Here is a 13,140-nt window from a genome sequence, read left to right as displayed (position 1 = left end):
GGAAGCAAGCATGTCGCTCAATTCAATCGTGATCGCCGGGGCCGGGCATGCCGGCGTGCAGGTAGCGCTGTCCCTGCGGCAGGAGGGCTATGCAGGCCGGATCGCCCTGGTCAACGACGAACCCTGGCTGCCTTACCAGCGGCCACCCTTGTCGAAAGCTTACCTGCTGGGGAAGATCGACGCCACGGCGATGCAGTTCCGCCCGGCGCAGTTCTACGCCGAGCAAGGCATCGACCTGGTGGCCGACCGTGGCGCCGCGGTCGACCGCCAGAATCGCAGGTTGCTGCTGGCCTCGGGCCAGGCGCTCGACTACGATCACCTGGTACTGGCCACCGGCGCCCATAACCGTCCGCTGAACGTCCCGGGCGCAGCATTGACCGGCGTCTTCGGGCTCAAGACCCGGGCCGACGCCGAAGCGCTGGCGCCGCTGCTGGCCCAGGCCCGGCGGGTGGTCGTGATCGGCGCCGGCTTCATCGGACTCGAATTCGCGGCGGTCGCGGCGGCGGCCGGCGCCGCCGTGGAGGTGCTGGAGCTGGGCGAGCGTCCGATGGCGCGCGCCGTGTCGCCGCAGATGTCCGAGCTGTTCCGCGTGGCGCACGAGTCCTGGGGCGTCAAGTTCCGCTTCCGCACCGCGGTCTCGGAAATCGAAGGCGACAACGGCAGGGCGGTGGCGGTGCTGACCTCGAATGGCGAGCGGCTGGCGGCCGACCTGGTCGTGTACGGGATCGGCGTCGTCCCGAACGTGGCGCTGGCGCTCGAGGCCGGCCTGACCATCGACAACGGCATCACGGTCGACGCCAACCTCCTGAGCTCCGATCCGCATATTTCCGCGCTGGGCGACGTTGCCTCCTTTCCCTGCCTGCAGAACGGCGAACGGCTGACCCGCCTCGAATCGGTCCAGAACGCCGTCGACCAGGGCCGCCTGATCGCCGCGCGCCTTTCCGGCAAGCCGGCGCCGTATACCGCCTTGCCCTGGTTCTGGACCGACCAGGGCAGCCTGAAGCTGCAGATCGCCGGGCTGGCGCTGGGCGCCGACAATCACGTCGTGCTGGGCGAACCCGGCGCGCAGCAGGTCTCGGTACTGTGCTTTGCCGGCGAACGTTTGCTGGCGGTGGAGTCCTGCGGGCGCGTCGGCGACCACATGGCGGCGCGCAAGATCCTGGCGCGCCGGCCGGCGCTGACGCCGGCCGTGGCCGCCTCGCCCGGTTTCGATCTCAAGACATGGGAAGCGCAGAATCGCTGAAATCGTCCAGCCAGTCCTGGTCATCCAGGCACAGCGCCTGCGGGCGTTCGCTGAAATCCCAGGTCGAGCCGACGATGCGGATCGCCTGGAGCGCGCGCTCGGGCTGTTGGGCATAGCAGCGGCCGGTGAGGTGGGCATGCGGCTCGCGGTCGATGTCCTTCAGGCGCCCGAGCGAGATCAGGGCGCAGCGGCGCAGGACCAGGGCCGCTTCGGCTTCCTCGGCCGGCAAGGCGCCCAGCGCCCAGCGCGCCATCCCCTTGCGCATGTCGACGCCGGCATACGGCGCCGGCCCGAGGATCGCACTGCCTTCGACTTCCCACTCGAGCACCAGCACGCCGTCGCGCATCAGGCGCGCGGGCGCGCGTCTGTCGACGTGGCGCGGCACCTCGACGTCGTAGCGCCGGTAGCGGTCGCCGCGCGCGGCCGCGGCGATCGCCAGGCCCGCCAGGTCGAACATGTGGGTGCACTGCTGGGTCGCGTCGGTATGCAGCGTGACCGAACTGGCGATGCGGTCAAGGCGCATCCCGGCCAGGCGGTTCAGCTCCGGTGCGGCGCCAGGGCAGGCGGTGAAGGGATGGCGCGGCGTTTCTCCGCGCACCGCGGTGACGATGCCGCCGCGGTGGTCGACCACGACACGGAAATGATGGAAGTCGTCCTCGAGGACGGCGCGCACCTGCCCGCCCTGTTCGTCCTGGCGGGCGGCCAGCTCGATGCGCCTGCGAAAGCGTTGCATGAGGGATTCCCGGTATGAGTTATTGTCATGAATGTGTACAATAACAGAAAATATGTTCAAAAGTGAGGAGACTGGCATGGAACTTCTGAAAGGCAAGGTGGCACTCATCACCGGCGCCGGCGGCGGCATCGGACGCGGCGTGGCGCGCCGTATGGCCCGCGAGGGGGCGGCGGTGGTCATCGCCGAGATCGACCGCGAGAGCGGCGCCCGCGTGGCGCGCGAGGTGGAGGAGCTCGGCGGCCGGGCGCTGTTCGTGCATACCGACGTGCTGCGGAAGGAATCCGTGCTGGCCGCGGTGGAGGCGGCGGTCGCGCATTTCGGCGGCCTGGACATCCTGGTGAACAACGCTTTCGTGCCGACGCCGAACGTCTTGCTCGAGGATAAAACCGACGAGATGCTGGAACAGACCCTGACCTCGACCGTCAAGGCCTGCTGGTGGGCAATGCGCGCGGCGCTGCCGCACATGCGCGCCCGCGGCGGCGGCAAGGTCGTGAACTTCTATTCGATCGACGTCGACATCGGCGCCTGGCTGCATGCCGACTACAACACCGCCAAGGCCGGCATCGTCGGCCTGACGCGCAGCGCGGCGGCAGAGTGGGGGCGCTTCAATATCACCGTGAACGCGATCGCGCCGACGGCGATGGGCGCCACCTTCCACAAGCTGGCGGCCGAGAACCCGGGATTCGCGGAGCGCTCGGCGGCCATGCGCCCGCTGGGGCGCTGCGGCGACCCGGAAGAGGACATCGGCCCCGTGGTCGTGTTCCTGGCCAGCGACATGTCGCGCTACGTCACCGGCGAATCCTTCCACGTCGATGGCGGATTGCACCTGCCAGGATATAACTCGAGGCCGGCCCATGTGCCGGTCAGGGATTATTGACGGTGTACACGGAAACCGGCGCCAGCGTCGCCCGTCCCGCGAGCGGCAAGCGCAACCGGCGCGCCGAGTCGACCATCGCTGCGATCCTGGCGGCAACCGAGGCGATACTGCTGCGTGAAGGATCGGAGCGTATTTCGGTACTCGACGTATGCGAGCTCGCGCAGGTGTCGCGTGGCACCTTCTACCGCTATTTCTCGTCGCAGGACGAGCTGCTGGACGCGTTCGCGCGCCACAAGCGCTCGTCTTTCCAGAAGGCGATGGCGGATGCCGTCGTTCCCTACGAGGAGCCAGACCAGCGCTTTCTTGCCCTGGTGCGCTACCTGGACGACTATGCTGCGCACGGGCAGGCCCGGCTCCTGCTGCGCGCCGCCCCCGAGTACGCGCTGCGCCTGTTCGGGCGGCTGTTCCACGAGTCGCTCGTGCGCATCGACGAATTGATGCACGGCGTGTTCGATTCCTGGGACCTGCGCCTGGGTATCCGCATCGATCGCGAACTGATCTGCGAGCTGCTGATCCGCTGCGTGCTGAGCGAGCTGGTGGTGCCGAACAAGCGGCCGGAGGACGGCGTCCAGCGCATCGTCGCATTCCTGTATTCGATCGTCGAATGCGAGTCGCGCGCAACGCCGAAAAAATAAAACTAAACACATTTGCCATTTCTGTCTATTTTTGGCATGATGGGTCCTGATGCAAAGCACCGACCGAGTGCGGACTGATGGAGACACCCAGCGCCTGCGGTCGGGATAATCAATCCTCATAGGGAGACGCCGCATGCTCATCGACCTTCACGCCCACGCCCCGCACCCCGGTTACTACAACCAGCACCCGCACTGGGGTCCCTTCTTCGAACAACGTCCTGATGGCGACATCAAGCTGCGTGTCGGCCACTGGATCCTCTCGCTCGGCTCCCCCGAACGGCGCGCCGCGCTGAAGAAAGCCCAGGCCGAGGGCAAGAAGCTCGACATCAACCAGTATCTCGACCGCTGGGCCGACCCGAAGACGCGCCTGGCCGGCATGGACGCGGCGGGGCAGAGCGCCCAGGTGGTGTCCGTTCCTTCGCACTGCTACATGTACTGGGCCGAGGCGGAATTCGGCGTGCCCTTCGCGCAAAAGGTCAACGACGTGCTGGCCGAGTACTGTTCGGCCGCGCCGAACCGCCTGATGGCCTGGGCCCATGCGCCGCTGAACGTGCCGCACGAGGCGGCCAAGGAAATCCGCCGCGCCTGCACCACGCTCGGCGCCAAGGGCCTGGTGGCGGGCGGCGCCAACTTCGGCGGCCTGGAGTTCGATTCGCCCGAGCTGGACCCGGTGTGGAAGGCGCTGTGCGACCTCGACCTGCCGATGTTCGTGCACGGCTATAACCAGTCGGTGACCTGGGGCGAGGACGCCAACAGCGACAACTACGAGACCACCGCGATCGTCGGCATGAACTACGACGAGACCAAGTGCTTCTGGAACATGATCAACGGCGGCGTGTTCGACCGCTTCCCGAACCTGAAGGTCTACATCACCCACGGCGGCGGCTTCGTGCCCTACCAGCTCGGGCGCCTCGCGCAGACCAACCCGAACCTGGACGTGGCGCACAACAAGAAGCCGGTGCTCGAGTACCTGAAGAACTTCTACTTCGACGTCGAACTGCACGAGCTGCCGATGCGCCAGGCGATGATCGAGGTCATCGGCGCCGACCGCGTGCTGTATGGCTCCAACTTCGGCGGCAGCGATGCGGTCCGCCATGACCTGACCGACGGCTTGCGCCTGTCCGACGAGGACCTGCAGAAGATCCGCTGGAAGAATGCCTGCGAACTGCTGCACATCGATCCGTCGACCCTGGTCGAGGTGCCGAAACCGTCGGCGCTGGCGGCATGAAGCTCGCACGCTGCACCGATGGCGGCGCGCCGTTCTGGGCGCTGGTGGATACGGTCGCGCAGACGCTGCGCCCGATCGCCGGCGCTTTTGCGGACTGGGGCCCGGCACTGACGCGCGCGATCGCCGCCGGCCGCGCCGGCGAGGGGAGGGAAGGCTTGCCCTTTTCCGGCCCGGCGCGCCCGCTGTCCGGCGTGCGCCTGCTGCCGCCGGTCGAGCCGGTCAACCGCGTGGTCGTGGCGGGCGCCAACTACGCCAAGCACCTGGCGGCGGATTTCGGCCTGAAGTCGCCGCAGCAGCCGATCGCCTTCCTGAAAGCCTACGGCGCGCTGATCGGCGCGAACGACCCGATCCGCTATCCGCCGCTGACCTCGGAGCTGGATCACGAGGTCGAGCTGGTGGTGGTGATCGGCGACGCGCCGGTCGACCCCGAGAATCCGCTCGCCAGCGTGCTGGGCTACACGGTCGGCAACGACGTATCGGCGCGCGACCTGCAGCGCAGCGGTCCGGCCGGCATCGGCATGGACCTGTTTGCCGCCAAGAGCCAGGACCGCAGCACCGGGGTCGGGCCATGGATCGTGACGCGCGACGAATTCCCGGCCGGCAGTCCGCATCTGCGCCTGACGCTCAAGGTCAATGGCGATGTGCGGCAGGACAGCAATACCAGCGAGATGACCTGGGACGTCGGCCAGCTGCTGCGCTTCGTCGAGGCGCGTTCCAGCTTCGCGGGCGGCGACATCATGTTCACCGGCTCGCCCGCCGGCGTGGGGCAGGGCACCGGATTGTTCCTGCAGCCGGGCGACGTGGTCGAAGCGAGCGTGGAAGGTATCGGCACCATTAGAAACGTCGTCGGGCCCAAGCCCGGCGCCTGAGGAGACAGAACGATGATCGACAATAATCAAATCGTGGTGGTGGTCGGGGCTGGGCTGATGGGTACCGGCATCGCCCACGCATTCGCGAGCAGCGGGTTCGCTACGCGCCTGGTCGACAGCAATGGCCAGGCCCTCGACAAGGCGCTGCAGAACATCCACGCCATCATCGACGGCGGCGTCAAGCTCGGCAAGCTGGTGCCGGAAGCGGCCGCCGCCGCCAAGGAGCGCTTGAGCGTCCATACCGCCCTCGCGGAGGGCGCCCCAGGGGCCAGCCTGCTGGTCGAAACGGTGTCCGAGAACCTCGCGCTCAAGAAGGCGGTGCTGGCCGAAGCGGTGCCGCTGCTGGCTGAAGGCGCGCTGCTGGCGACGAATACCTCGGCCTTGTCGGTGACCGAGATCGCGGCTTCGGTACCGCGGCCGGAGCGGGTGATCGGCATGCACTTCTTCAATCCGGTGCACAAGATGAAGCTGGTGGAGCTGGTGCTGGGCATCGCCACCGATGCCGACACCGTCGCGCGCAGCCGTGCGTGGTGCGATGCGATCGGCAAGACCTCGATCCTGGTCAACGAGTCGCCGGGCCTGACCACCAGCCGCATGTCGGCCATGCTCGGCAACGAGGCGATGTGGATGCTGCAGGAGGGTACCGCCAGTGCCGAGGATATCGACACCGCGCTGCGGATGGGCTTCAACCACCCGATGGGACCCCTGGAACTGGGCGACCTGACCGGCTGGGACACCCGTTTGTCGGTGCTGCGCTACCTGCATGCGACGCTCGGCGAGAAGTTCCGCCCATGCCCGCTGATCATCAAGATGGTCGCCGCCGGCCGCCACGGGCGCAAGACCGGCCACGGCGTCTACCGCTACGACGAAGCCGGACAGCGGGTGCCGGGTTCGGGCCTGAAGGCGAGCGCGCTATGAAGGATGTCTACATCGTCGAGGCGCTGCGCACCCCGGTCGGCAAGTACAAGGGCAGCCTGGCCGGCGTGCGCGCCGATCACCTGGCGGCGCACCTGCTGAATCAGCTCATGGAGCGCGCCGGGATCGATGCCGGCGCGGTCGACGACGTCATCTTCGGCTGCGTGACCCAGGTCGGCGAGCAGTCGGCCAACATCGCGCGTACGGCCTTGCTCGGCGCCGGCTGGCCGGCATCGATTCCGGGCCTGACGATCGACCGCAAGTGCGGTTCCGGCGAGGTGGCCGTCCACCTGGCGGCCGGCATGATCGCCGCCGGCGCCGCCCGGGTGGTGGTGGCGGGCGGCGCCGAGAACATGAGCCGGGTGCGCATGGGCGGCAATCGCGAGATCTATGGCGAAGCCTTCGGCTGGATGGCATCCGACCGGTACGAGTTGACCAGCCAGGGCGAGGCGGCCGAACGCATCGCCGACAAGTGGAATTTCAGCCGCGCCGAACTGGACGCATACGCGGTCGAAAGCCACCGGCGCGCCGCCGCGGCCGCGCAGGCCGGCCATTTCCGGCGCGAGATCGCCGGCGTGCCGGTGGCGGCGCTGATGGAGCGCGGCTGGGCGGAGTCGGCGCCCGCAACTTTGGATGCCGACGAGACCATCCGTCCCGGCACCAACGCCGAGAAGCTGGCCACGCTGAAGTCGAGCTTCCGCGAGGACGGCAAGCTCAGCGCCGGCAACTCCTCGCAGATCTCGGACGGCGCGGCGCTGCTGCTCCTGATGTCCGGGGAGGCCGTGGACCGCCTCGGCCTCAAGCCACGCGCCCGCATCCGTGCTTTCACGACCGTTGGCTCGGACCCAACCCTGATGCTGACCGGGCCGGTGGCCGCGACCCGCAAGGTGCTGGACATGGCCGGGCTGGCGGTCGCTGACATCGACCTGTTCGAGGTCAACGAGGCCTTCGCCCCGGTGCCGCTGATGTGGGCGCGGGAACTGGACGTTCCGCTCGACCGGCTGAACGTGAACGGCGGGGCGATCGCGCTCGGGCACCCGCTGGGCGCCAGCGGCGCCCGCATCATGACCTCGCTGCTTCACGAACTGGAAAGGCGCGATGCGCGCTATGGCTTGCAGGCGATCTGCTGCGCCGGCGGCATGGGCACCGCGACCCTGATCGAGCGGATCTAGGCGCAAGACGGCAGGACGGCAGGACGGCAGGACCGGCACAGAACCGGCCGCCGCTGGCAGTACGACAGTACCGCAGCACGACAACAGGAGACAGCAATGCATATCGACTTGAGCGGCAAGCGCGTCATCGTCACCGGCGCATCGCGCGGCATCGGCCTGGCCATTGCCCGCGCCTTCGCGGCGGAGGGCGCCCGCGTCGCCATCTGCGCCCGCAGTGCGGAGGCGATCCAGGCGAGCGGCGCCGAACTGGCGCACCAGGCGCAGGCGGTCATCGCCCGCGCCGTCGACGTGACCGACAGCGCCGGCGTCAAGGCCTTCGTCGAGGAAGTCGCCGCCAGCTGGGGCGGTGTCGACGTATTGATCAACAACGCGGGGCAGGGCCGCGGCGGCAACCTCGACACCCTCACGCCCGAACAGATCCTCGAACACGCCAATATCCTGCAGATGGGGCATTTCCGCTTCGTGCAGGCGGTAGTGCCTCATATGCGCCGCCAGCGCTGGGGGCGCATCGTCGAGATCAATGCCCTGGCCGGCGCCATCCCCACGCCCGACGGCATTCCCTCGGTAATCAATCGCGCCGCCTGCCTGGCGCTGTCGAAGTCACTGGGCATGTCGCTCGCCAGGGACAACATCCTGGTCAACTCGCTCAACATGGGCTGGATCGATACCGGCCAGTGGGAGCGCCATTTCCGCGAAGTGGGGCCAGGCGTCACGCGCGAGGAATTCGACAGGATGGTACTGAAGGTCGTGCCGCTGGGGCGCTTCGGCAAGCCCGAGGACGTGGCCGGCATGGCGCTGTTCCTGGCCAGCGAGTACGCGAGCTTCATCAGCGCGGCGTCGATCGACATCGCCGGCGGGCTGCAGGGACAGATTGCCTACTACCCGACGCTTAAGCGCGAATTCACGGAGATGGCCCGCGAACGCTTTGCTGGCGCAACTGCCGAATGAGCGGAATGTCTCTTTGAAAATTCTAAATACAGAATCTTAATCGAACAGTAGAATAACTGATTTATTCTTGCTACAATCAAAACCCGTCAAGAGTCTCGTTTCCGTTGGGCCGAAGACAGTCGAGCAGCACGGTTCATGGGAGGACTGGACAAGCAGTGCTGAGCGATTTTCAAACGATTCGCCATAACGATAACGACAGGAGACAGGTCCATGAAGCACGCAAGCGGTATTCCCATTCTTGCAGGCCACGCAATGCGCGGCATCGCGGCGGCAGCCGCATTCGCCTGCGCCGGCCAGGCGCTGGCGGGCGAGATCGAGGTCAGCAACCCCGACCTCAAGGTAAGGCTCGATACGACGGTGCGCTACACCGGCGGCGTCCGTACCGAAAAGCCCGACAGCCGGCTGCTGAACAACTACATCTACGACGAAGGCGATTCGAAGTTCGACCGCGGCGACATGGTCACCAATCGTCTCGACCTTCTGACGGAATTCGATGTCAGCTACAAGAACAAGGTCGGGGCGCGCGTCTCGGCCGCCGCCTGGTACGACCATGCCTACGACGACCACACGGTCAGGTCGCCGGCCGGCTTCGCCACAGCCTACCGTAACAACCAGTACAACAACGAGGTGGCGCGCTATGTGAACGGCCCCTCGGGCGAAATCCTCGACGCCTTCGTGTGGGCCAACCTCGACCTGGGCAAGGTGCCTGTCAACGTCAAGGTGGGACGCCAGACCAACGTGTGGGGCGAAGGCCTGCTGCTCGGCGCCCACGCGATCTCGTACGGGCAGTCGCCGGTGGACGGCGTCAAGGCCGCGATCAACCCCGGCGTCGAAACCAAGGAGGTATTCCTTCCGGTCGGCCAGATCCATGCCAGCGCCCAGGTCACCGACAACCTGACCCTGGTCGGCCAGTATTACTATGAGTGGAAGCCGACCCGCATCCCGCATGCCGGCACCTACTTGATGGGCGCCGACACCGCGCCGTCGTCCGACCTCCTGGCCTTCCCGATCCCGGGCGTCGCAGCCCAGATCATCGAGGCGCGCAAGCCCAGCCAGCGTGGTAACTGGGGCGTCGGCGCGCGCTGGAACGTCGAGGCTATCGAGTCGACCTTCGGCGCCTATTTCCGCCAATTCGACGATTATTCGCCGGAGCTCGGCGTCCAGTTGCTTAATTTCAAAGGCCCGTTGCCGACCCAGGCGCGTTTCCTGTATCCGCAGGACGTCAAGCAAATGAGCCTCTCCTTCGGACGCGTCATCCATTCCGTCGCGGTGGGCGCCGAACTCTCCTACCGCAAGAATGGCGCGCTGAACACGCCGTCTTCGGTGGTGACCGATACTGGGGCGCGCGGCAATACCTGGCACGCGGTAGTAAACGGCATCTACATGCTGCCGGCGACGTCGGTCTGGCAGACCGGCACCCTGGTTGCCGAGCTGGCCTACAACCGGCTCGACAAGGTCACCACCAATCCGGCCCTGTATCGTTCGGTGGGTGCGGCCACCTGCGTCGATTCGCGCACAGGCAAGGCCGGTTCCGGCAACAAGGACGACGGCTGCTCGACCAAGGACGCCTGGATCGTGGCCTTGAAGTTCACGCCCCAGTACCTCAACGTGCTGCCGTCGTGGGACTTGAGCATTCCCGTCAGCATCAACTACGGACTGTCCGGCAACGCGCCGACTTCCGGCGGCGGCACCGAGGGTGAGCTGCGCTGGTCCGTCGGGGCCAGCATGACGTATGCATCGAAATACGAATTTGCACTGAACTATGCCGACCGCAACTTGCCCGTGCGCGAACTGAACGGCAAGATCACCGGTGGCGCCGCGCACAGCAATTCGTCGGTCGGGGTCATCGACCGCGGCTGGCTGTCATTAACCTTCAAGACGGCATTCTGAAAACGCCGCGAAACAGGAGACAAGACATGAACAAGCATCGACTCGCAATGGCGCTGCTGGCCTGCCTGGCTGCCACTTCCCGCGCCGAAGTGACCGCGGAGGACGCCAAGCAGCTGGGTTCCACACTGACCCAGATCGGCGCCATCAAGGCCGGCAACAAGGAGGGCACGATCCCGGCCTACACCGGCGGCCTGACCAAGGCGCCCGCCGGCTTCAAGCCCGGCAGCGGTGTCTGGGCCGACCCGTTCAAGGACGAAGCGCCGATCCTGCGCATCGACGCCAAGAACTGGCAGCAGAACGCCGACAAGTTGTCCGACGGCCAGAAGGAGCTGTTCAAGAAGAATCCCGACTTCTACATGGACGTGTACCCAAGCCATCGTACCGCCGCCTTGCCGGAGGCGGTGCTGGCCAAGACCGTGCGCAATGCCACCTCGTGCAAGACTGCCAAGAACGGCCTGGCGGTCGAGCAGGACTGCCGCGGCGGCATCCCGTTCCCGATCGCCAAGACTGGTTACGAGATGATGTGGAACCAGCAACTGCGCTACAAGGCCGACACGACCACCAAGTCTTCGCGCTCGTGGGTGGTCGATTCCAGCGGCAAGGCGGTGATGACGGCCCAGCAGCAGACCTTCGAGGAGACGCCTTACTACCACGCCGACCTCGACGGCCGCGACGAGCAGATGTACTGGCGCACCTATTCGGTCACCAGCGCACCGATCCGCAAGGCGGGCGAGGTGACCGGCCTGATGGACTTCCTCGACCCGACCCAGAAACCGCGCCGCGCCTGGAGCTATGCGCCTGGCCAGCGCCGTATCAAGCTGGCGCCCGAATTCTCCTACGACACCCCGGTGGCGAGCATGGGCGGCGTGACGCTGTTCGACGAGCTGTTCGTATTCTCGGGCCAGATGGACCGCTTCGACTTCAAGCTGGTCGGCAAGAAAGAGATGTACGTCCCTTACAACGCTTACAAGCTGTACTTCGGCTGCGGCGTGGAAGAGCAGTTCAAGGAAAAATACCCGAACCCGGCCTGCTGGCGCTGGGAGCTGCACCGCATGTGGGTGGTCGAGGCGACGCTCAAGCAGGGCTTCCGCCACGCCTACGCGAAACGCACCTACTACATCGACGAGGATACCTACGGCGCCATGCTGTACGACGCCTACGACCGCAGCGGCCAGCTTTACCGCTCGATCTTCAACTCGATGGTCCAGCTGTATGACGTCAACGCGCCTTACACCGTCAAGAACGTGATCTTCGACTTCAACAAGGGCATGTATGCGCTGGTCAACGACGGCCTGGTCGGCGGCTACGGGGTGGTCACCAAGCCGCGTTCGAACCGCGACCTGAACCCGGAAAGCATCGTGGCCAAGGAAACGGCCCGCTGATCCGGGCGATCAGCCTGACAGGCCTGTGCGGCCTGTACCGGCCGTGGCCTTCGCGCCGCGGCCGGCTGCCCGGAACCACGCATCACCACGGAGTCAGCTGTGAACAGTTTTCATCCCTTTCGCCCGCGCCCGGCAGCACCGGCCCGGGTCTTGCGCCCTGCGCTCGCGCTCCTGTTGGCCTGCCTGGCGGCAGCCGCCGCTGCCGCACCCCCAAGCCACGACCCCATCGACCTGCCCGCCGCTCTTTCGCAGGCGGCGCTCAAGCGGCCGCTGTCGGGAATCGCCGCACAGGAAAATACCATGATCGCCGTCGGCGCCCGCGGCACCATCCTGGTGTCCAGGGACACCGGCAAGACCTGGAAGCAGGTGCAGTCGCCGGTGAGCGCCGACCTCACCACCGTGCGCTTCGTCGCGCCGGGCAGCGCCTGGGCGCTTGGCCATGACGGCGTCGTGTTGCGCAGCCTTGATCACGGCGCGACCTGGAGCAAGGTTCTCGACGGACGCAGCCTGCTTGCCCTCCTGAACGCGCATTACCGCAAGCTGTCCTCCGCCGGGGATGCGGGCGCTGCGGCCATCCTGGACGAGATCGCGCGCGCGGCAGCGCAGTCGGCCACGCCAGATGTCCTGGCCCACCCCTTCCTGGACATCCGCATCGACACCGGGGGCGAAGGCTTCCTGGCGGGCGCCTTCGGCCTGCTCCTGCACACCCGCGATGGCGGCAATCGCTGGGAGCCGTGGCTCGAACGGGCGGCCAATGACCGCCGCATGCACCTGTACGCGCTCGAGTACACGGCCGACGGCGCACTCTACCTGGCCGGCGAGCAGGGCCTGCTGCGGCGCTATGACCGCGCGAGTGGACGCTTCGTGGCCCTGGAATCCCCGTATGCGGGCACCTTCTTCGGGCTGAAAGCAAGCGAGGCCGGACTGGCGGCATTCGGCCTGCGCGGCAACGCCTACATCAGCGCCGACAAGGGCGCCAGCTGGCAGCGCATCCCGCTCGCCACCCAGGCGACGGTGGTCGACGCGCTGGCTTGCGCGCCGGGCGAGCTGGCCTTCGTGACCCAGGCGGGTCAGGTTCTCCTCAGCCGCAACGGCCAGGTCGCCGACGCGGGCGTGGCGCGCGCTGGCGACCTGGCCGGCGCCGTGCTGGCGGGACCAGGCCAGCTGGCGCTGGCCGGCAGCACCGGCGCAAGACTCGCCCGGATTCCGGGCTGTGGCGCGGATAGCGCAAGAATTGGGAAGAACTGA

The 13,140-nt window shown here is 67.0% G+C and carries 12 protein-coding genes; 11 read left to right on the top strand and 1 reads right to left on the bottom strand.

Features of this window, described 5'->3' with window-relative positions:
* The first annotated feature begins 10 nt into the window (after positions 1-10).
* Positions 11-1,243 (top strand): NAD(P)/FAD-dependent oxidoreductase, encoded by a 1,233-nt coding sequence (locus tag NX782_RS01540; protein WP_258843722.1) that lies wholly within the window; start codon positions 11-13, stop codon positions 1,241-1,243.
* On the opposite strand, the gene NX782_RS01535 is transcribed toward NX782_RS01540, so the two are convergent.
* Positions 1,215-1,976 carry a DUF2889 domain-containing protein gene (locus tag NX782_RS01535; protein ID WP_258843721.1) on the bottom strand — a complete coding sequence of 254 codons (762 nt, stop codon included), beginning with the start codon at positions 1,974-1,976 and terminating at the stop codon, positions 1,215-1,217. The genes NX782_RS01540 and NX782_RS01535 overlap by 29 nt on opposite strands.
* A 76-nt stretch (positions 1,977-2,052) precedes the next feature.
* On the opposite strand from NX782_RS01535, the gene NX782_RS01530 reads away from it, so the two are divergent.
* From NX782_RS01530 to NX782_RS01485, 10 genes are all read left to right on the top strand, one after another.
* A complete protein-coding gene (locus NX782_RS01530) occupies positions 2,053-2,853 on the top strand; it encodes an SDR family NAD(P)-dependent oxidoreductase (RefSeq protein WP_258843720.1) in 801 nt (266 codons plus the stop codon).
* Between the two features lie 2 nt (positions 2,854-2,855).
* Complete coding sequence (locus NX782_RS01525) at positions 2,856-3,488, top strand: TetR/AcrR family transcriptional regulator (RefSeq protein WP_258843719.1); 633 nt, start codon at positions 2,856-2,858, stop codon at positions 3,486-3,488.
* A gap of 133 nt (positions 3,489-3,621) precedes the next feature.
* Entirely contained in the window at positions 3,622-4,716 is a 1,095-nt protein-coding gene (locus tag NX782_RS01520) for an amidohydrolase family protein (RefSeq protein WP_258843718.1), read from the top strand.
* Positions 4,713-5,585, top strand: coding sequence for a fumarylacetoacetate hydrolase family protein (locus tag NX782_RS01515; protein ID WP_258843717.1), 873 nt, complete (start codon positions 4,713-4,715; stop codon positions 5,583-5,585). Before NX782_RS01520 ends, NX782_RS01515 begins: the two co-directional genes overlap by 4 nt.
* A 12-nt stretch (positions 5,586-5,597) precedes the next feature.
* A complete protein-coding gene (locus NX782_RS01510; protein WP_258843716.1) occupies positions 5,598-6,503 on the top strand; it encodes a 3-hydroxyacyl-CoA dehydrogenase in 906 nt (301 codons plus the stop codon).
* Positions 6,500-7,672 carry a thiolase family protein gene (locus NX782_RS01505; RefSeq protein WP_258843715.1) on the top strand — a complete coding sequence of 391 codons (1,173 nt, stop codon included), beginning with the start codon at positions 6,500-6,502 and terminating at the stop codon, positions 7,670-7,672. The genes NX782_RS01510 and NX782_RS01505 overlap by 4 nt, the downstream gene beginning before the upstream one ends.
* A 96-nt stretch (positions 7,673-7,768) precedes the next feature.
* A complete protein-coding gene (locus NX782_RS01500) occupies positions 7,769-8,620 on the top strand; it encodes an SDR family oxidoreductase (RefSeq protein ID WP_258843714.1) in 852 nt (283 codons plus the stop codon).
* A 210-nt stretch (positions 8,621-8,830) separates the two neighbouring features.
* Entirely contained in the window at positions 8,831-10,510 is a 1,680-nt protein-coding gene (locus NX782_RS01495; protein WP_258843713.1) for a DUF1302 domain-containing protein, read from the top strand.
* Positions 10,511-10,536: 26 nt separating this feature from the next.
* Positions 10,537-11,892, top strand: a complete 1,356-nt coding sequence (locus NX782_RS01490) for a DUF1329 domain-containing protein (RefSeq protein ID WP_258843712.1) — start codon at positions 10,537-10,539, stop codon at positions 11,890-11,892.
* A 99-nt stretch (positions 11,893-11,991) separates the two neighbouring features.
* Positions 11,992-13,140, top strand: a complete 1,149-nt coding sequence (locus tag NX782_RS01485; protein WP_258843711.1) for a WD40/YVTN/BNR-like repeat-containing protein — start codon at positions 11,992-11,994, stop codon at positions 13,138-13,140.

The organism is Massilia norwichensis (assembly GCF_024753245.1).
Taxonomy (GTDB): Bacteria; Pseudomonadota; Gammaproteobacteria; order Burkholderiales; family Burkholderiaceae_D; genus Telluria; species Telluria norwichensis.
The sequence above is the reverse complement of the archived record's forward strand: the minus strand, read 5'-3'. Positions and strand labels throughout refer to the sequence as shown.

Bases quoted from the DNA above. Each gene is read 5' to 3' on its own strand.
- NX782_RS01540 (WP_258843722.1), top strand. From the start codon at position 11: ATGTCGCTCAATTCAATCGTGATCGCCGGGGCCGGGCATGCCGGCGTG.
- NX782_RS01535 (WP_258843721.1), bottom strand. From the start codon at position 1,976: ATGCAACGCTTTCGCAGGCGCATCGAGCTGGCCGCCCGCCAGGACGAA.
- NX782_RS01530 (WP_258843720.1), top strand. From the start codon at position 2,053: ATGGAACTTCTGAAAGGCAAGGTGGCACTCATCACCGGCGCCGGCGGC.
- NX782_RS01520 (WP_258843718.1), top strand. From the start codon at position 3,622: ATGCTCATCGACCTTCACGCCCACGCCCCGCACCCCGGTTACTACAAC.
- NX782_RS01515 (WP_258843717.1), top strand. From the start codon at position 4,713: ATGAAGCTCGCACGCTGCACCGATGGCGGCGCGCCGTTCTGGGCGCTG.
- NX782_RS01510 (WP_258843716.1), top strand. From the start codon at position 5,598: ATGATCGACAATAATCAAATCGTGGTGGTGGTCGGGGCTGGGCTGATG.
- NX782_RS01505 (WP_258843715.1), top strand. From the start codon at position 6,500: ATGAAGGATGTCTACATCGTCGAGGCGCTGCGCACCCCGGTCGGCAAG.
- NX782_RS01500 (WP_258843714.1), top strand. From the start codon at position 7,769: ATGCATATCGACTTGAGCGGCAAGCGCGTCATCGTCACCGGCGCATCG.
- NX782_RS01495 (WP_258843713.1), top strand. From the start codon at position 8,831: ATGAAGCACGCAAGCGGTATTCCCATTCTTGCAGGCCACGCAATGCGC.
- NX782_RS01490 (WP_258843712.1), top strand. From the start codon at position 10,537: ATGAACAAGCATCGACTCGCAATGGCGCTGCTGGCCTGCCTGGCTGCC.